Genomic DNA, 19,830 nt, shown 5'->3' with positions numbered 1-19,830 from the left:
TAAAATTGTCACTTGGCTAAAACAGCTCATAGTGATGCTGATAACTGTTTTGTCACAATTAATTTAAGTATATCCCTGGATACATAAAAAATTTTTCGATTAATTTCTATGGCTCTGAGGTAGTTTTCCTAAGGAAACAATAATATTTTTTCAAATAGTGATAAATGACAAACTCCTGGCTTCGCTGATCGCAGTTAAACCAGCGGTTTAAAAATAAGTGCACCAAATCACCCGCCAGACTTTCAAGCTGCGGTTGGTTGATCTGCCCGCATGATGAGATAATTCGGGTAATTGCAATGGATCTCTTTTTAAAAAATCGGATTGGGGACTGCTGCTGCTGACCTTGTGCCAGGTAATTTTTGATATCGGAAGCGTGTTTACGGTATTGTCTGTCCATTTCTATTAGCGAATCAGACGCACTAAATTCCTTTTGAAATTGACGATGCAACCCTTCAATAACTCTGGATTTTCCTTCGCTATTCATCCCTATCGACTTCAAGATCTCATCAGCGCCCAAAAGTGCCAGAAGCCACCGCTCTTGCTTGTGTTCAAGTCCTTTAAAATTGGACAGAGCACTTGCTACCGAAATACTGTCAGCGCAAAAGATCGATTCGAGTTGATCGTATTCGATCATGCCGTAACGTTCTAATTCCCTGACATAGGAATCTATCTGGATATTAAAAATGGTCTCCTGTTTTGTAAGTGGCAGAAGTGCTTGCGTTAATTTTTCTAAAACAACTTTCCAAAAGTTGTCTGGAATCCGATTGTAAAAGCGGATCCGGATATGTGGTTCAGGATCGTAGTAGCGGATAAAAAACCATTTTTCAATGATCTTTTTTCTTAAAAGCTGATCAGAAATCGGTTTGATAATTTCGGTAAGTAGATAGTCCATCATCACGTTAGGTGTGTAAATCTTGATGTATAACCATTCGCTACCTGTGTAAAACTGTCTTTGCTGCTGGAAAATCAGATTAGGTATTTGGCCAATTACAGTCGGCTCGCCTTCTCTTAAAAAGGGAATGATAATCTCATTTGAGTAATGTCCGTCTTGATCAGAAAGCAGACCAGCGCCCGGCTTTTCCAAAAATTCTGTCATTTTAACTTTTCCATTTTTCCGTAAGCTGTCTGTTAACAAAGACAGCGAAACCTCATTAGTTGTGTCGATCAAAAGGAGTCGATCATCGCTGCCTATTTGAACGTATCTGGGTATACCGAGCTTACTGTTGATAAGCGCCCATCTTTCTTTCAATGAGCCGCTAGCTTCATTCAGTTTTCTCAGAACACGATCATCAAGATTCCAGATGGCTTTGGAAAGGACAAGGTGACCGAAGTGTACAGCAGGTAAAAAGAACTCTTCTGAAAGATCACCCCAATCCCAGCTAAAATAAGTGCTATCCTGCAAAGCATGATCACATAGAAACTTGTAGACGGGCAGAGCCGTTGAGAAATTGTGCGCGTTGGAGAGTCTTGGGATAATCTGTTTTTTGAGCTGTTTGCTGGTCAGTAAGATGGTTTTGCCATCAGGCACAGAGACCAGTATATCGTCCAGCTCCAAACGATGCTGCTCGGAAAGTATACTGGTTGTCAAATAAGGGATCTCATATTTTCGAAGATGTGGCCTGAAAAGAATGTTGGCTATGCCCGGTTCAGGCATATGGCATATTTCGGCAAAGATTGCATCAGGGCTAAGGTTTTCTTCAAGTCGTATTGCTGCCCGTAATTTTTGAGTTAGATCATCATTGACTCCCCTGCAAAACCGGCCAATCAGACTGGCGCAACTTGGACCACTTGCAGTTTTTATTTCAAACTGAAAATTACCGCTATCAGCTTCCGAAGCTGAATCTGAGCGGACGCTACCAAAAATATAAAAACCTTCAGCTGTTCTCACCGGTGCACGTTCTTTCAGAATTTGCAAATCCTGACCCGTCAGGTGCACGGTTGTAAGATTTTGTTCTGTTGCTCTTTGGTATAAAATCAGGCGAAGGGATGAAAGCTGATCGAATTTTTGGGAATTTTGCTTTTTACCATAAAGATCAATGTCAGCTAATAACGGCACGTTACACTGCGTGGTCGTATGCAGATTGCCATAACCGATGCCAAAGTCGGAGTCGAGTGCTGTTAGTAATGGGATGCTTTTTTGCTGATATCTGCTGTAAAATGATTTTGCGAATTGCTCCAAATCAGGATTTGTCCGTCTATTGCAAAGAGGTTGTATCTTATCAAATTCGCTCAGAATCGTATTTATCAGACTTTTGCTAATCTGAGCTGTTTTTGTCGGAAAGAATATGTTCGTCTGTAAAACCGGTGATGCTGGCCTTTGATTTATAATTTGAGCCGATTGGTCTTTGATATAATCCAGATCTTTGTTTGAAACGAAATTGTCTGAAAGGATTTTTGTTGCGAATTCGAGCAATTGAGCCACCTTACCCTCGTAGCCAATTTGTTGTATTTTGCTGTTAAGTACTACGGCATAGTGATCGCCGGTTATGTTTGCTTCCAGCTCGCTAACAATAATCTGTGAATGAAAGAGCTGCTCGATATATTTTTTCGCTTGTTTGGTACTGATGTCAAATTCACAAACCAAATCAGCTAGCTGACTGAGTGTTTTGCCGGATTTTGCATGGGTTAGTATATCATTAAGAATTGGTTGGGCAAGAACTTCTGTAAGTTGAAAGTTGACTTGATTGTCAGCCGCAGACCTCCTGATGTATCTGTATTTATTTCCGGCTCTGTAAAGTGAATTGTTGGTATAGAATAGTAATTGTTTTTTGACCTTATCATTCTTTAAGAGGCTATGGAACATTTGATCGAGCAGCGATATATCCAGTCTGTGATCTCTTATTAGGGGCATGGAATGATCAAATTCAATATTTGTGTTCTCACTTAAATCCACCATAAAGCAACCTGCAAAAAGACCGAAAGGCGTGCATCGGCTGCTCATACGGACAAAGTATTTATAAAGCGTTTTAAGCAGTTTCTGTTTTCCGCTGTCTAGATTTCCATCCAGAAGCCGCTTTGTCATAGCATAGGCCGGCTTGGATGCAAGGTAGAGCGCTTTAAGCATTGGCGGCTGCTGATAAATTTGAATCAGCTGTCTTTCAAAGCTGGTCGGGTCGTTGTCTATCGCCTGATGAAATTCATATAGTTTGTTTAAAGAGAGAATCGGCCGTCTTATCAAGGCGAATCCATGGGTTTTAATTTGCATTATCTGAGTTGCTGATTTTGATTTATGAAAACCAAAATGCTGACATCAACTTGGGAATGAAAACTCTAGGGCTCAATACCGTTTTTCACGGGTTGAAATAGTGGATAGGGATAATTCGTCCCACTTGCTGAGCTAGTTGTTAATGATGCTAATATACTAGTGATGCGTTAACTTTTTAAAAATGCTTATAACAGGTTGTAAATAAATTAGTTGCGGACGTTCTTTGATTTTTTGATTTGATTTGACATTTAGCTTTGTGGCTTTTACACGATGCTATGAATTCAGGTAAGTACGTTTTTGCTCAGCTTTTGCATTTTATTGACCGTTATGAGTTTGAAAAATGTGTATCAAAGTACAATGGCGATTTCCGGACACGAGAATTTAATTGTTGGAACCAGTTTATTCAACTACTCTTCGGTCAACTAACCTCTCGTAATTCCTTGCGTGATATCTGCACTTGCCTGAAAGCGCATAAAAACAAACTTTATCACCTTGGAATCAGAAGCCACGTTAACCAGTCCACGCTTTCACGTGCAAATGAGAGTAGAGACTGGAGAATATATGCCGACTTCGGACAGTATCTTATAGACTTGGTCAGACCCTTGTATGCAACAAATCCAGTTCCTAATGTCAATGTTCGCAATGAGGTGTTTGCACTGGATTCAACAACGATTTCCCTAAGCCTGAAACTATTCAGCTGGGCGCCAGGAAAGTATTCACGTGGGGCAATAAAAATACATACTCTTTTAGATCTGAGAGGGAATATTCCATCCTTCATCCATGTTACCGACGGTAAATACCATGATAGCAATATACTTGACGAGCTGTTGGTATCACCGGGAGCGATCTATATCATGGATAAAGCTTACATCGATTTCGCCGCCTTATATAATATGAATGAGTCCGGAGCCTTTTTTATCTCAAGAGCAAAAACCACAATGAATTATAAAGTCATCGAAAGCAACTTCAACATTGATCCTACCTCAGGGCTCAGAAGTGATAAAACCATCATATTCAACGGATACAAGTCTAAAAAACTTTATCCAGAACCATTGAGGCTTGTGGAATACTATGATGAAGAAAAAGATATTCTTCTTTCTTTCCTGTCAAACAACGACATGCTTTCTGCGCTTGAGATAGCCAAACTTTACCAGAAAAGGTGGCAAATAGAGATTTTTTTCAAGTGGGTCAATCGGACCGCCGACGCGGCAGAATCTGACCATCAAAACGCTCTGGGGACATTCTGAAAATGCAGTTAATATCCATGTGTGGATTGCTATAAGCACTTATTTAATAGTAGCCTATCTCAAACATACTTTGAAAAGCAATCTCTCCATATATGAGATCATGCAAATACTGGGCATATCTGCTTTTGACAAGACCTCTTTAAAAGAGTTACTTACTGAATGTCAAATCAATCAAAATGTCAATGAACAATGGGACTTATTTGATGAGTAAAACTTAACGCATCAGTACTAATGCTAATAGTTAAGTAATTCCTATTTTTAATATTGTGCAGGGCATTTAATAATTTGGATCTGATGACGTCCCGAAAGAGAAGGAAACAGATCTCCCCCCAAAATTACCAGTGGTAATCGCAATCCAAAGCAAGTGAATACTGATCATTCAGTATTGTTTTCCTCTGATGCTTGGAGGATCTTTGTTTATAGGATCGTGCTTGTATAAAAATGTCTGAAACACACCGTAACTGAGCTTCCGGCAAAACAAACTCCGAAAACGATTTTAAATTTTACTCAACCTTCGTAATTCCTCTATCAAAACAAAATGAAAAAACTTTTAATCCTGCTGGCATTTATCGTCTTTATTTCCGGGGCGTGTAAAAGAAATATTTCCATAGACAAGCAGCCGGATGATGACAAAAGCACAATATTGGGCAAGAAAACGCATGTGCTGGAAACCAGTTCCATAGTGAGCTCAGACAGTGCCCATTTTGTAATGAACAACAATGCTCCCGGTTACAAACCACAGATTGATGACATCGTTATTGCCAATCCTTCGTCGGAAAACAAATATGGTTTTATGTCAAAGGTTGTCAGCATAACTCCCGGCGGGTCCCAAACGACTTATAACACGGTACCTGCTGGTTTAAACGAAGCCTTTGAGCAGCTTTATCTCAATACGTCCTACACAGATTCTTCCGTTATTGATGGAAATCTGAGAACAGGTTCGTTGGTAAACTGGTCTTTTGAAGACGGGATTGGGCAAACCGGCGGACTTAAGTACGGTGGACAGCTAAAAATTAATATCAAACGTTTCGATATTGAATACGAGAAAAATGAAGGATTTTTTCTGCCGGACAAAATGCTTATCAGGGTAGTTATGAATTCGGATGGAAGTTCGTTTCAAATTGCAAATGAATCTGAAGTCGCTATAACTGTTGAGAAAGAAAAAACTTTAAAAAGAATTCCGCTGCCTATTCTTTATGTGCCCATACCGGGAACACCCATCGTCGTTTCTTTAACGCAGGTTGTGAAATTAAATGTGCTCCCGATTATTGTTTCAGGAAAAGCAAAATGGAAGGTTTCTCCATTGATGACGGCCATAGTCGGCAGCAAGTATGAAAATGAGCAGTGGACAAATATCAGCTCCTACCAGGTCAACAATTCACTTGTAAATATGCTGCTGTCCGATTTTAGCAAGGATTTTAAGATCAATGCCAGCGGTACTATTTTTAAACCTATCTATGAAATTGCTCCCTACGGCATGTCGGCGATGAAAGGTTTTTTTGAAGTGCCCAGCGGTCTTGATTTTGTTATGCAGCAAAAGTCTCCGAATGTCACCCTGGACTATAAACTGGATGTTGCAGGTGGTATCAAAACGGATTTCTGGTTTTCCAAGCCTTCTACGTACAGTATTACCGGTAATGTGGTGAGCAAGCGGCTCATAGAAGCAGATTTTCTAAAAATAGAATCTCCCGTTGTAACTTTTAACGGTGACTGCGGCCCTGTTCAAAGCCCAAACCGTACCTATTCCCTGATGGTCTCCTTCAATGTTAGTGATGTTTTCGACCTGGAAAAGAATATAGGATGGCAGCTTGTCGAGAAAATAGGAACCCAGAATCCTGTGACTTTTTCGGTTCCTGCCTCCGCAAACGGCACAATTAGTTACAAGGGCTGCATGAATTTTGGAAGCACTTCAAAAAGCGCGCCGATAACAATTTATCTAAAAGCCAGGAATGGTTTTGAGTCCAATCAGCTGACATTCGCTCTGGTAAAGCCCGAAGAAGGCAAGGACCCGCAGCGTATTCAGATCCTTAGCGGGGACCAGCAGCTTAATACACCGGGGAAAGAACTTGCTAAACCATTAGTTGTAAAAGTTACCGATGCCAACGGAGATCCGGTGGAAGGCGTGGCAATCGAATGGCGCGTGAGGGGCGGATCGGGTGGTTCGCTTACCACGGCAGACATTAAAACAAATGCACTCGGACTTGCAGAAGCGAAGTGGAAATTGGGTATGGAAGGAACACAGGATGTAGAGGTGTATGGACAAAAGAAAAACTATTCACAACTCGATGGTTCACCGCTTAAATTTACATTGGATCCGGGTGAAATTCGCAGCCGGTTGCTGGGAGACTGGATGCTTGAGAAAATAGTAATATACGAAACCTGGCCCGGGGGCACACCACGGACACTTTCTTATAAAAATGAGTATTTCAAATTTTTAGATGACGGCTCCTACACATCCACTTCATTTTCCCGTACGGGCGGGCAGAATTATTTTAGCACAAGTGCTACCGGCATTAAAATCAGTGGTTTGGGCTCTGTTGCACAAAACTATACCGTGACGTTTTCCGAGGACAACAAGCTTATGTTTTTCAAGGGTATTAATGGGAATAGCTACTTTGAAATGTACTATTACAAGTAATCCAGATTGTAAATAATGTTTCTTTCACCTCGGGCAGAAAAGGAAACGACGCAGAGAACGCGAAGTTGTATGCCAAGAATTCCATTGAAGCTTCTCTTTGATATAGGAAAACAACTTTTAGCTTTGAATAACTTTTAGCAGAAGCCCATCGTGCTATTGGCTTTAAAGCCCTTCACGAATTCTGGCGGTCGGCCGCCGCCGCTGGAATGTACAAATGCCTTGTTGACGCAAGGCATTTGCTGATTTTAGTGGTGATCTCATCTTCAAATTGAGAATCCCGTACAGAATAATAAACAGACCTAAAAGCACATTCTCTGAAAGACTTTTCAATTTAAAGTTTACTGAGATCGAAAAACTTTCAATGGACATTGTTAATACCCATGCCGCTGGTATTGACGTTGGCTCCTGTTTTCACATGGTGGCTATTAATCAAAATCCTTGTGATGTAAAAAAGTTTGGAGTCTATACTTCTGACTATGAAGCAATGATTCATTGGCTCACAGAGCCTAGAATCACGACAATAGACGTGGAGAGCACTGGAAATTATTGGCAAACTTTGTTTAGTGCTCAACAATTGGCAGGTTTTCATGTGTTATGTCTACTAGCGGTCTGAGAAGAAATACAAAAAAATGTGTCGTCCTGATTTTACTTTACTCTTTCTTCGCGATCTGCTAAAAACATAATGTCAATCCCTACAATTGGCTAAAAACACTCTGCTAAACATCTCCACAATCAATCATAAAAACATTACCGACCTATATCCGCAAAACTTTAACAAAGTTCAGCAACTAACAAATATGTAGTTGGTAGGCCGGATACGTTGTAAAAAGAGACTGCGTATAACGGTAGCTGTGCCGTTTCTTTACTTTGTTCAAAATAGTTAGCACGCTTCAATAAGATGCGCTTTACCCCAACTACTTACCAAGCGCATCAAGAACGGTTTGTAGAAGACCGAATTCGGTAAATACTTTAATAGAGTTGTCGTGAATGTTCAGGATATCTTGTCCCTGCAGTGTGCCAGTTTGTGCATTGTGCTGGAACTTAAAAGCATTTCCGCCGGTTTGTCCAAAATGGCGCCCCCGGTTGGCAAAGCGCTTGTATTGTGCCCACTGATTTGTTCTGTCCAAAATAAGTTCAGGTAGAATGTAAATCTCTAATATGAGATCCAAATAGTAGCTGATCTGTAATCCCTTAGGAGGCTCAGAATTAATGACAAAACTTACAACAGCTCCATTCATGTAGTAGGATTCGTCGGAAGGTTTAAGATCATAGTCCGGATATTCAGCGAAAATTTCGGATGTAACTTTGTCAAAGATAGATCTCATGTGGAAGTAAGTTATAACGTTAGGTAATGTTTCTTACAAATTAATCAGCTAACACAAGACATTCATTTAGTTTTTTCTTCACTAACTTTAATGTAGCAATCATATCATGGTCCCTTTATGAAGCAAGTAATTGACTATGCTTTTGATAATAAGAAAACATTACTACGTTTCAATACGAATCTTTAACCATTTTCCAGCTCATGAATGAGCAGGTCGACTGCTTTATCAATCGACTTGAACCTATGGTAAGCACTGTTTCTATTAAGAATATTTCTCCCAAAGATTTCATTATATTCATACCCCTGGTAAAAAACATAGCATTTTCCACCTTTCAAATGAAAGTGTCTTCCACGGCTGGAAAGAGAGTAATGTTTTCTGATATTTTGGTAATTATCGGTGATGATCTGAGGAAGTATTAGAAGTTCAAAAGTAGAATTTTTATAGTAACTCATTTGAACGCCCTTAGGGGGTTCGCAATTAATTATAAGACTCATTGTCTGACCATTTTGATCGTCGGTATGGTATATTTCTTTTAGCTCATGATTCGGCCATTTCAATAATATCTCAGATTTTGTTTTTTCAAATAATGCCTCCATAGGTGTCATTTTAGTAGGGTAATCAGAACAAAAAAGTTGATAATGAATCTCCGATTCTACATTTACAGTACTATTTCACTTACCGTAATCCTTTTGGAATCAATACAATGCTAATATATTGAAGGATTAAAATACTTGTGTGGATTTGTAGAATAGTTTATAGAAAGCTTTGGAATAGTCTTATTTACAGGAATGAATTTTTTCGATCGACTGAAAGCACTGCGAATTTGGCTCACAACTAGGCTCGAAATGCCAAGTGAGAATCTAAAAGTTATCAAGAAGATGTGGGCCTTGTTGCTGCTGTCTGTCTAGCCGGAATATATTTGGTAAATCCTAGTCTCGAAATGCTGATTTTCGCGCAAACCGCGCTGGTAAATTGCGGTAACGGCGTATGACTAAAGGGTCAAGCAGAACTTACACATGCCTTTTACAATAAATGTGTAAGAACCAAACCGCGTGTGGATGGAATTCAGCAAAGTGAAACGTTTTCTTCAACCATCTCGGTTTATGGTACTTTCTTAAACCTTTTAATAGGATAATTCCTACGCCTAATGCCGAAGTGACTTTAAATGCATTCCTTTATACGAGAACTCCCGGCTGTTTAATTAACAGCGGGGAGTTTGATCTTTTCGTTTGTTTGAACCTTTTAGCTAGAAATTAGCCTTAGTTGTCGATTTAAGAACGAAATTCAAGATTCACACAAAAGGCAAAAATATCTTTTTAAAGTTTAATCAAATATTTTCCATTTTACCAGTATACCAAGTTAGGCGACGCGAACCAATGTGTGGTCTCAAAATAAAAGTATATGCCATTGTATTAAATTCGGCTAATACAAACAATCAAACTATCCCTCCAGTAGGGAATTTTGATGCCCAATGTGGTTTTGATTTTGGATTTGTCCATGACCGAGTAAGCCGGACGAACTGCTTTGGTGATGTATTCCGACGTTTTTACCGGATTGAGGATTACCTTAGTTCCGCTGAGGTCAAAGATTGTTTTCGCAAAGTCGTACCAGGAAGTAACACCTTCGTTGCTATAATGATAAATGCCATAAGCCTTGCTGCCGGATTCAATAACATCAAGGACCGCGCCGGCCAGGTCGATGGCGTAGGTAGGGGAGCCCACCTGGTCTACGATCACTCCCAATGAATCACGTTCTTTTCCCAGGCGCAACATAGTTTTGACAAAGTTGTTTCCATATTCCGAATACAGCCAGCTGGTTCGGATTGTAAAATGTTTTTGCAGGATGCGGGTAATATCCTGTTCGCCTTCCAGTTTGGTAAGACCGTATATATTTTCAGGCTCGGCAGGATCAGTTTCTGAAAGCAGCATAGGCACATCACCTTTGAAGACAAAATCGGTAGAAATATGTATCAGCGTAGCATTGTATTTTACACAAGCCTGGGCAATGTTGGCTGCGCCTTCCCGGTTTACTTTACGGCAAATATCTTGCTCATCTTCTGCTTTATCTACCGCCGTATACGCCGCACAGTTGATAACGAATTCTGGTTTTTCTGCTTCGAAAAGTTTATCCAGCAATTTCGTGTCCAGAATATTACCATCCTGCTCGGAAGGAAATGATATGTCTGAGATGTTTCTTTCTTCAGCCACTTTATTAAGGCAGCTGCCCAATTGTCCGGATGCCCCGAGAACGACGATCTTCATAGTTGTGGTAGTTTTTTTGACAAATATAGGCCAAAACGCGGAGTTATAGAGCGCTATGCGGCGAGTCTTTCATAGGTTTTTGGAGGAATTTTATTTTAAGAACCTTCAGGCTTAACTCTCGCTGCTACGGGTCAGGTCGGCTTCTCATAAGATGATGATCTTTATTAGGAGATCGTGTTTGTTGTAACATTGAGCTTTGGTCAAACATTAAAAATAATTCGATTACGAATAGTAAATTATTCGTAAACCGTTCGAATAATTTACTATTTTAGTGATAATTAAAACATATATGTTTACAAGACGTAGCTTTCTGTGGAAATTTATTGGGTTATCAGGTTTCTTACTATCCTGTAAAGATAAGGATATCGAGAAACCAGCTGAATCAAAGGACGACCTTTCTTTACGTTTTATAGTGTGTTCTGATGGCCACTTTGGGCAGCCAGGTACCGATTATATAGCCGACCATCAAAATATAGTGCGATGGATAAATCAGAAACATGTTGGGGAGCCTTTGGATTTTGTCGTTTTCAATGGTGACATCATACACGATAAAGCAGAGTTTTTAGCACAGGTTAAAGGCATTTTTGACAACTTGTCGATGCCATATTTTGTAACCCGTGGTAACCATGATATGGTGAGTGCAGATACCTGGAAAGAAACCTGGGGATATTTTCCTAATCACAGTTTCGAAAAAAGTGCCTACGGGTTTATTCTTGGAGATACATCAAATGAAAAAGGCGAAATCGTAAACGTTGACATAAAATGGCTCGCAGAGCAGCTTGCTAAATATAAGGAGAAACAGAAGATCTTCATATTTTTACACGTCCCCCAAATCGACCTGAATGCCAGCCCTGTGGTAGTTTCAGAGGCAATGCAAATGATAGAAAGCCATAGCAATATTGGCGCCGTTTTTCATGGGCATGATCACAATATGGACACTTTGATATCAAACAATGGAAAACACTATATTTTCGACGGGCATTTTGGTGGTAACTGGGGGTTATCTTACAAAGGTTTTAGGACCGTTAACATCGATGAGTCAAACAAATTAGTAACCAGCCAATATGATCCTGGAAAATCTGTAATCGTTAATGAAAACCTGCTTTAACTGTCACCTAATAAAAGGGATTTGGTATTATATAATGTTTTGAAGTTATATGCAGTATTTACGCAACTTCAATCAATAATTTACACAGTTTGGGTTAAGAACAATCGCAATACTACACGGTATTCACAGACCTAACTGAACTTAAAAGACAGTATTATAGCTTGATTACAATGTTGTTCTGTCACGTCATTAACATACTCCAAGATGCTTGATAATTTCAAGCGGGTCGCTTTGTCTTGAAACATAACCATTCGCGCCTGCCCTGGTTCCCGCAAGGATTATCGAATCATTAACTTTTTCCATTAGCAAGATAATTTTGCTTGCCGGATACGACATCCTAAGTAGATCGATTTCATGATTATTATTCTCGGTAAAAACCTCTCCAAAAACACCAACAAATATTACATCTGCCTTCGGCTTGGGGTTATTTCGGAAATGCTCAAAAACGCTTGAATTTTCATTAAGCTGAAAATATCCTAAATACTCCTCTAGGAGGATTTTTAACCCAAGACGTAACGTAGGATAGGGGTCTAATATTAAGATTACCATGTGTGAAGTTCTTGCATGGAGAAATCATAGCCAGGTCTGGCTATTTAAATGATCAGCCTCTGGAAGGCCTTTACTTCACATCGAAGTAAATATTCGATCAGGGAGAAACAATAAACATCATCAACGACCTGATAAGTCTCCTCTTGATTGAGGAGTTTATCAGGCCACAATGTAATCCCGCTGAGTAAAAATATCTTATCGGGTAAGGTAAAACTGAATATCAGTCTTGCGAAGTTCTATTTCATTGTCCTCTTCCGAGAACCATTACCTGAACAGTCCTGAAAATAAGTTGTACGTCATTCAGCAAGCTATACGATTTCAGGTATTGCAGATCATAACGCAGACGCTCGACATTTTTGGCGACAGTATCAGCATATCCTACATTAATCTGTCCAATAGATGTGATGCCAGGCTTAACGGTAAGTAACCTTTGAAAGTCATGAGGTGCAGCTTCCATTAACATATCCACGTCATATTTAAACAACGGACGCGGACCCACAACGGACATTTCTCCTTTCATAACGTTTAGGAACTGAGGAAGTTCATCTAGTCGTGACTTTCGTAAAATACGTCCAATTGGCGTTATTCTCGGATCATTATCACCCTGAGAATGCTGAAGACCCATCTTGTCTGCATCCACACGCATGCTGCGGAACTTGTAAATTTCAAAAATTTCACCCCACTGACCTGACCGTTTTTGTTTGAAAAACACAGGTCCCGGGGAAGTAATTTTTATGGCTGCCCAAACGAGAAAAAATACCGGTGCTCCGAGGATCATGACCATTGCAGAGAAAGCAAGATCAAACACTCGTTTCACCGTTTGTTCGTTTACACTTGAAAATGGTTTGGTATTAACCTGAATAATCGGATACATGTCGTGGTACTCGATTGTTGCCATGTTGGTCATAAAGCCTCTGAAATCCGGTACAAGCCTGATTTGTGTTTTTTGGCGTTCACCAATTCTTATTACCTCTTTAACCTGTTCGTCATTCATTTCAGAGAGACAGCAATAAAGATAATCCAGCTTTTTGTCTTTAATCATACTTTCCAAAGTGCCGATCTGGCTTTCTTCCTGATCGATCTGAAACATTCCGTAATACCGGTATCCAAGTTCCTGGCGTTCTCCGTAAAATTCCCGGATCAGGGATGCCAGGTCACCTCTTCCTACAATTGCATATCGGTTATAATTGTAGCCAGCTTTCCGATACGCTTTGAGTGACATAACCGACAATCCACGCGCAGCAGTAGAAAGTACAATAAATACGACGTAACTCATCAGAAATTGTACCCTTGAAAATTCCTCACCCTGCTTGCTTAGGTATAAAAACGTAGTCATAATGGCACCATGAATAAACAATGCCTTGAAAAAATTGCCTAGCTGAACATAAAAGTGATAGGATAACCTAGTGAAAGAGTAGGTCTTCAGGACGTGTATAACAAATATCCAAACAAGATTAGCAACCAACATAAGGTTAATATACTGGCTTTCACTAAAATTTCCATCTTGTTGGAACCGTAAAAAATAGGCGAGAATAAAAGACAGATTAAAGAAAAATACATCTGCCCATAGGTGAATTTTAGGTAGGAGCCCTGAATAGTGATGCTTCATGATTTATAAGATAACGTTGAGTAAATGCATTTCGTCGTATTCGCCCAAGGAGGCAACGATTCAGTAATACATCATTTTAAAACCTGACCTTCAAATTTTGCCATTCTGCCCGTTTGCCATCTAAAAATATTCGACAGTTCAGACACTAAATTGAACTATTGCTATGATTAAGTTCTACAACAATTTTACGACATAAATTTGAATAATACAAATCTCTAACATCGTGTATTTTTATTAGGTTCTGATTATAAGCAAATTATGTAGAAACGATTCAGAATATCATAAAGATTCTTTGTATTATACTAGGAATACTCAAAAACGAATGTAGGATTTAATTGCACATTATTAGTGGTCGCTGGACAGTTATGCTGATTAGGGCTAGGTGGGAAATCAATTATAATTTCGGTTAACTGTGAGAGGATAAATAGATTGTGGTCAATTTTTGATATCATTTGGTCACAGTGATTCCGCAGAGGTCCTATATTTCACAGAGCGGTTGTGTGACATTTGTGACAGTGCCAATACAATTCACATCTTTTGTCACACACTCTGTTGAGATGTCACACCTTGTACTTGGTAACAAAGTCTCATTGGGTTTTTTGATCCAGTTTTGTGATTTTACAAACCCAATTATATTTCAACAAAATGGTACAAATAAAACAGGCACTGAGACCTTGTTCTGAACAAATCAACAATGTTTCTTCCTCTGATATTCGCATGTAGAATAATATGGAAATGTCTTGCTTAAATAATTGGAGGCAAATGTAAAAAAAATTAATATTTTGTAGAAATACTTTTATTTAAATACTTTTTTATATTTGTGAATGCTTGTTAAAGCCCAACGTTTATTAGGATTTGCAGCTGCCTTAATATCTTAAAATAGAATGTTTATTGTTATCACAGTCACTCCGGTTAGATAAGTGCCATGGCTCTTTTAGATAGTTACTCCACTCCTTTGAATGCTCAGACCGCTGCTCATCTGTTACGCAGAGCAACATTTGGTCCAACAGAACTTGAGATTGCTAATTTTGCTGGCAAAACAGCTACCCAGGCAGTAGACTTATTGATAAGTAATTCTTCTTACCGCGCTTCACCACCCCCGCCAGTTGAGATGGATGAATCACGAACAGACGCGGGGCAATCATTTTTGAGCAAGCCATTTGATAGCGGTAGGCGTTCATCTTACTATAATTACATTCAATATTGGTGGATTGGTTTAATGACAGAGCAAAATGGACATCCAGCTATACTTGAAAAACTCACCGCGTTTTGGCAAAATCATTTTGTAGTTGTTCACGCTTCGGTGGATGACTATCGTTATATGGATCGATATCTTCGCTTTTTGAGGTCCAACGCAATGGGAAATTTTAGAGACTTAGTAATAGGGATTACAAAAGATCCGGGCATGCTTATTTTCCAAAATGGTAACGAAAACACCAAAGAACTTCCTAATGAAAATTATGGTAGGGAATTGCAGGAGTTGTTTACGGTAGGACAGAAGGACTTTGCTGGAAATTATAATTATACGGAGCAGGACGTTAAAGCAGCGGCACAAGTGCTTACTGGTTGGCAAGCAACGAATCACGGGAAGGATGGCACAACGTCATTTGGAACAGTTTTTAATCCGGATCGACACGATACTAATAGTAAAAGTTTTTCTGCAAAATATAGCAATAGCATTATTCAGGGCAGGATTGGTCCTGAGGCCGGTGATGCCGAACTGAACGATCTGGTTAGTATGCTCCTTGGTCATCCGGAGACTTCTAGATTTATTTGCAGAAAATTATATCGCTGGTATGTAAACCCAGAGGTTACTCAGGAAATCGAGGATCAGGTAATAAGCCCACTTGCATCGTTTTTTTGTAGCACTGCCAACAATTATGCGATTACTCCTGTTCTAAAGAAGCTTTTAACGAGCAATGTTTTTTTTGATCCTGTACATATTGGCGGAATTGTGAAATCGCCTGCGGAGCTCATGATCGGAACTATAAGAATTTTTGATCAGCCTGTGCCAGATATTACTACCGAGTATACAGCTTTTAGGAACATGATGAGCTATATAAGTTACAGTATGGCAGTTTTACAGTTAAACTTTCTTAATCAGCCCTCTGTCTTTGGTTCTCTTCCCTACTATCAAACAGGGTTTTCAAAAAACTGGATCAACGGTACTACTCTTGGCCTTAGAGGCTCCCGTATGGATACGCTGATATATCCCTCCGTTGAAATAAAACCCGGTTATAAACTTGGAATAGATATTCTGGCAAGATTGACTTCGATACAACCTAATTTCTCAGACGTGTCGGGAACATCTGGCATATCATGTGAACAGGTTTTACAGGAATTTTCGAAAAATCTGTTTGCTACTGAACTGTCTCAAATTCAAAAAGACTTTTTAATAGATAAGATTATGATGATGAATAGCAGCCCGCGTACTACCTGGGTAAGGGAATGGGATGCATATCGTTTAGCCACATCAGATACTACTAAGCAGAGCACGGTTTTATGGCGATGTAGAGCTATGTTAAGGCATATGTTGAGGATGGCTGAGTATCAAATATTTTAAGTTTTACATTCTGATGAAAAGAAGAGATTTTTTAGCCGCCTCCGCAACTATGTTGCCTGTTATGTTGAATGGTTTTGGAGTTAAGTCAATAGCAGGTAGTTCTGCATTAGTGAGTTCACTGAAACAAACAGCAGCGGTTAATGGTGACCGTATATTAGTAATCATTTACTTGGGGGGAGGTAACGATGGATTGAACACTGTTATTCCTATTGATCATTATTCCCAATACCAAGCGTTACGAGTGAACATCGCCATTCCTGAGGCACAAGTATTACGTCTATCAGGAACTTCAGAACTGGGTTTGCATCCGGTGATGTCCGGGATGAGAAGTCTTTATGATGAGGGTAAGCTCGCCATTATTAATTCTGTATCCTATCCAAATCCGGATTTGTCGCACTATCGGTCGACGGACATTTGGATGACTGGTGTAGAAGCCACGCAATATGCAAGGTCGGGCTGGGCGGGCCGATATTTGAATGATCAATTTCCAAATTATCCCCAGAATTATCCGAACTCCGAAATGGAGGATCCATTGGCTGTTCAAATTGGTCAAATTAGTACAACAACCTTACTGGGCAACGAACAGTCTATGGGGATAACTCTTCAAGATCCAAATAGTTTTTATCAACTTATTGGGGAGCCTAATTCATCAGTAGATGCCAGCACCCCATGTTGTTATGCGGGCAATCTAATCTCTTTCATTAGACAGCAACAGGTGTTAACGGTCGGATTTGCATCGGAAATCAAAGCAGCAGCTGATTCGGGGACCAATTTGGCAATTTATCCAGAGTCAGCTCTAAAAAATGAACTTGCAGAACAGCTAAAAATCGTTGCCAGATTAATTCATGGCGGGCTACGTTCCAAAATATATTATGTTGAATTAGGAGGATTTGATACGCATGCAGGACAGGTCGGAGCCAATAGTACCGAAGGACTACATGCACAACTTCTAAAAAAGTTATCTGATGGAATTGCCGCTTTTCAGAACGATTTAAAACTACTTGGTAAGGAGGACAATGTATTAGGAATGACGTTTTCTGATTTTGGCAGACGCGCTAATTCTAATGCTTCGAAAGGGACTGACCATGGTATAGGCGCTCCTATGTTTGTTTTTGGTAAGGGAATAAAGCGGCAATTGGTGGGGACCAGTCCGAATCTTATCACTGGTTTACTTCCCGCTTCACCTCAATCTTGGGAAACAAACCGAGATATAAAAATGCAAATTGACTTTCGAAGAGTATACGCAGATGTTCTTAATGAATGGTTTGGTGCAGATGCGGGAAAAACGAATCAGTTGCTTTTCAAAAATTTCAAAACGACATCACTCTTTTCAGATACAATACAAAGTATTGCCTCAGGTTCATGGATTAACCCAGAGGTATGGTCCAACGGGCGTGTGCCTGTTTCCTCATCAATAATTAAAATTAATACAGGTCATGTCATCTCGGTAGGCCAAAACATTTATGCAAAGGATGTTAAGGTTGAGGCAGGAGGAAAGTTGCAGTTTTTGGGAGATTACAGTGTGAACATTACCGGCTGATCAGCACCTGGTTATTCAAGCAAGTCAGATTTTTACATTTACCAAGTTTAGAGGTACTGCTATGGCATCCAATTTTACCAGGAAATTTACATTACTGTTGATCTGCTTCACATCAATCATCAGCTATGGACAACAAAAAGGAATTGTAAAAACCGCCAGGAACGCACCTTTTGGTATTGTTAGTTTTTCTGCGGAATCAAAGCTGGCTGGCATGGGTGATACCAAACATGTCGATGGTTATGTGGAAAGGGCCGGTAAAGGGCTACAGATATTTCCGGTTGGTAACAAGGGTTCATATAGACCATTCGCAACCGATGAAGATGGAGTTAATGGCGCTTATTTTATGGAGAACCCGGACTTCGCAACATTGCCGTTGGGGGCGCCTTTTAGGGTAAACACGAAAGAAAGTTCTATTGCAAAGGTTAGCACACGAGAATTTTGGGACATTAATGGTAATGCGGCTACAAAATTGTCTTTAACGTGGAATATTACAAGTAATATCTCAGAACTTACAGCAGGTAATCTAAGCCAGTTAAGTATAGTTGGCTGGAGTCTGTCGAACGCTAGGTGGGAAAAAATCCCATCGATTGTTGACGAAATTAGCATACTCGGAGACGCTAGTTCCCTTGCATCCGGTTCGGTAACGACTCTTCAACCTATCCTTCCTGACAATTACACAGCTTATTCGTTGGCTGGGCTGATTGCTGCGATTCCAACTCCGAATGTGTCAGGCAAACTGGAAGTAGCATCTTGCTCGGAAATTAGGGGTTGGATGTGGGATGAAAACTATCCTGAAAGAGTACTTACAATTGAATTGGTTGAGGGGAATACAGTTTTAACTACTGTGAATGCAAGTGAATATAGGAAAGATCTGGTTGATAGTGGAGTAGGAACAGGTCGTTATGGCTTTAGTATCGCAACACCCTCAATATTGATGGATGGAAGTTCACGCCAGATCAGCATTCGGCTTAAAAATAGCACCATTATTTTGACGGGCTCACCTAAAAGTTTAAGTTGTGGATTTGGGGGTGTCCTCGAATCTGCAGACTGTAATACGGTCAGTGGTTGGGCCTGGGACAAGAATTATCCCAATGGAGAAGCTTTAACAGTTGAACTTGTAGAAGGCAATACGGTTTACGCAACCGCTATTGCTAGTACTTATAAAGATTATGTAAAAACTGCTGGTTACGGTACTGGTAATTATGGTTTTAATATACCATTTCCAAAAGCATTAAAAGACGGGAATATGCATCAATTAAGTGCTAGGGTGAAAGGTACTATTTACAATTTATCTGGTTCTTCTAAATCAGTTACATGTAAGGTTTCTCAATATTCCGGTAGCTTTAATTCGATTGACTGCGATGTAATCACTGGTTGGGCATGGGATAGTAATTACCCTAATTCTGCAGTTGTTGTAGAGCTTGTAGAGGGCAGTACAGTCTATGCAACGAGCACGGCTAATATTTACAAGGAGTCCTTAAAAATCGGAGGAATTGGTAGTGGGAATTACGGTTTTAGTTTTGGTATGCCTGCTTCTTTAAGGGATGGCAAGCCGCACCAATTAGGCATACGCGTTCAGGGGAGTACAGTTATTTTGGCAGGATCTCCCAAAGCTTCTACCTGTGATGTGCATCGCTATTTAGGTTCATTTGAATCTGCAGACTGTAATACTGTCAGTGGTTGGGCCTGGGACAAGAATTATCCCAATGGGGAAGCTTTAACAGTTGAACTCGTAGAAGGCAATACTGTTTACGCAACCGCTATTGCTGGTACTTATAAAGATTA

General features: G+C 39.9%; 11 protein-coding genes and 1 pseudogene. 6 read left to right on the top strand and 6 right to left on the bottom strand.

Annotation, left to right across the window (positions count from 1 at the left end):
• Positions 1–106: 106 nt before the first annotated feature.
• The gene (locus E0F88_RS30165) at positions 107–3,205 is read right to left on the bottom strand and encodes a lantibiotic dehydratase (RefSeq protein WP_131962061.1); all 3,099 of its coding nucleotides are present in this window, start codon (positions 3,203–3,205) and stop codon (positions 107–109) included.
• Between the two features lie 275 nt (positions 3,206–3,480).
• On the opposite strand from E0F88_RS30165, the gene E0F88_RS30160 reads away from it, so the two are divergent.
• Positions 3,481–4,452 (top strand): IS4 family transposase, encoded by a 972-nt coding sequence (locus E0F88_RS30160; protein ID WP_220466402.1) that lies wholly within the window; start codon positions 3,481–3,483, stop codon positions 4,450–4,452.
• Positions 4,453–4,990: 538 nt separating this feature from the next.
• The gene (locus tag E0F88_RS30155) at positions 4,991–7,090 is read left to right on the top strand and encodes an Ig-like domain-containing protein (protein ID WP_131962060.1); all 2,100 of its coding nucleotides are present in this window, start codon (positions 4,991–4,993) and stop codon (positions 7,088–7,090) included.
• A gap of 914 nt (positions 7,091–8,004) precedes the next feature.
• On the opposite strand, the gene E0F88_RS30145 is transcribed toward E0F88_RS30155, so the two are convergent.
• The 3 genes from E0F88_RS30145 to rfbD all read right to left on the bottom strand — a co-directional run bounded on the left by E0F88_RS30145 (position 8,005) and on the right by rfbD (position 10,676).
• The gene (locus E0F88_RS30145; protein ID WP_131962059.1) at positions 8,005–8,415 is read right to left on the bottom strand and encodes a hypothetical protein; all 411 of its coding nucleotides are present in this window, start codon (positions 8,413–8,415) and stop codon (positions 8,005–8,007) included.
• 182 nt (positions 8,416–8,597) lie between these two features.
• Positions 8,598–9,011 (bottom strand): hypothetical protein, encoded by a 414-nt coding sequence (locus E0F88_RS30140; RefSeq protein WP_131962058.1) that lies wholly within the window; start codon positions 9,009–9,011, stop codon positions 8,598–8,600.
• An 816-nt stretch (positions 9,012–9,827) separates the two neighbouring features.
• Entirely contained in the window at positions 9,828–10,676 is an 849-nt protein-coding gene (gene rfbD, locus E0F88_RS30135) for a dTDP-4-dehydrorhamnose reductase (RefSeq protein ID WP_131962057.1), read from the bottom strand.
• Positions 10,677–10,965: 289 nt separating this feature from the next.
• Between rfbD and E0F88_RS30130 the strand changes: the two genes are divergently transcribed.
• A complete protein-coding gene (locus E0F88_RS30130) occupies positions 10,966–11,784 on the top strand; it encodes a metallophosphoesterase family protein (RefSeq protein ID WP_131962056.1) in 819 nt (272 codons plus the stop codon).
• Between the two features lie 189 nt (positions 11,785–11,973).
• On the opposite strand, the gene E0F88_RS30125 is transcribed toward E0F88_RS30130, so the two are convergent.
• Together E0F88_RS30125 and E0F88_RS30120 are read right to left on the bottom strand one after the other, a co-directional pair.
• Complete coding sequence (locus E0F88_RS30125) at positions 11,974–12,333, bottom strand: response regulator (protein ID WP_131962055.1); 360 nt, start codon at positions 12,331–12,333, stop codon at positions 11,974–11,976.
• A 241-nt stretch (positions 12,334–12,574) separates the two neighbouring features.
• Positions 12,575–13,942, bottom strand: coding sequence for a sugar transferase (locus tag E0F88_RS30120; protein WP_131962054.1), 1,368 nt, complete (start codon positions 13,940–13,942; stop codon positions 12,575–12,577).
• Positions 13,943–14,867: 925 nt separating this feature from the next.
• Between E0F88_RS30120 and E0F88_RS30115 the strand changes: the two genes are divergently transcribed.
• The 3 genes and pseudogenes from E0F88_RS30115 to E0F88_RS30105 all read left to right on the top strand — a co-directional run.
• Positions 14,868–16,505: a DUF1800 domain-containing protein gene (locus tag E0F88_RS30115; RefSeq protein ID WP_131962053.1), complete on the top strand. Its 1,638-nt coding sequence runs from the start codon at positions 14,868–14,870 to the stop codon at positions 16,503–16,505.
• A 13-nt stretch (positions 16,506–16,518) separates the two neighbouring features.
• Positions 16,519–18,045, top strand: coding sequence for a DUF1501 domain-containing protein (locus E0F88_RS30110; protein WP_131962052.1), 1,527 nt, complete (start codon positions 16,519–16,521; stop codon positions 18,043–18,045).
• A 61-nt stretch (positions 18,046–18,106) separates the two neighbouring features.
• Positions 18,107–19,830: pseudogene (locus E0F88_RS30105) on the top strand (T9SS type A sorting domain-containing protein); the annotation flags it as partial.

Origin of the sequence: Dyadobacter psychrotolerans, assembly GCF_004349265.1 — a bacterium.
In the GTDB taxonomy this organism is placed as follows: domain Bacteria; phylum Bacteroidota; class Bacteroidia; order Cytophagales; family Spirosomataceae; genus Dyadobacter; species Dyadobacter psychrotolerans.
This window is presented reverse-complemented; position numbering and strand designations above follow the sequence as displayed.

Coding starts and splice junctions, on each gene's coding strand:
- E0F88_RS30165 (WP_131962061.1), bottom strand. CDS start 3,205: ATGCAAATTAAAACCCATGGATTCGCCTTGATAAGACGGCCGATTCTC.
- E0F88_RS30160 (WP_220466402.1), top strand. CDS start 3,481: ATGAATTCAGGTAAGTACGTTTTTGCTCAGCTTTTGCATTTTATTGAC.
- E0F88_RS30155 (WP_131962060.1), top strand. CDS start 4,991: ATGAAAAAACTTTTAATCCTGCTGGCATTTATCGTCTTTATTTCCGGG.
- E0F88_RS30145 (WP_131962059.1), bottom strand. CDS start 8,415: ATGAGATCTATCTTTGACAAAGTTACATCCGAAATTTTCGCTGAATAT.
- E0F88_RS30140 (WP_131962058.1), bottom strand. CDS start 9,011: ATGGAGGCATTATTTGAAAAAACAAAATCTGAGATATTATTGAAATGG.
- rfbD (WP_131962057.1), bottom strand. CDS start 10,676: ATGAAGATCGTCGTTCTCGGGGCATCCGGACAATTGGGCAGCTGCCTT.
- E0F88_RS30130 (WP_131962056.1), top strand. CDS start 10,966: ATGTTTACAAGACGTAGCTTTCTGTGGAAATTTATTGGGTTATCAGGT.
- E0F88_RS30125 (WP_131962055.1), bottom strand. CDS start 12,333: ATGGTAATCTTAATATTAGACCCCTATCCTACGTTACGTCTTGGGTTA.
- E0F88_RS30120 (WP_131962054.1), bottom strand. CDS start 13,942: ATGAAGCATCACTATTCAGGGCTCCTACCTAAAATTCACCTATGGGCA.
- E0F88_RS30115 (WP_131962053.1), top strand. CDS start 14,868: ATGGCTCTTTTAGATAGTTACTCCACTCCTTTGAATGCTCAGACCGCT.
- E0F88_RS30110 (WP_131962052.1), top strand. CDS start 16,519: ATGAAAAGAAGAGATTTTTTAGCCGCCTCCGCAACTATGTTGCCTGTT.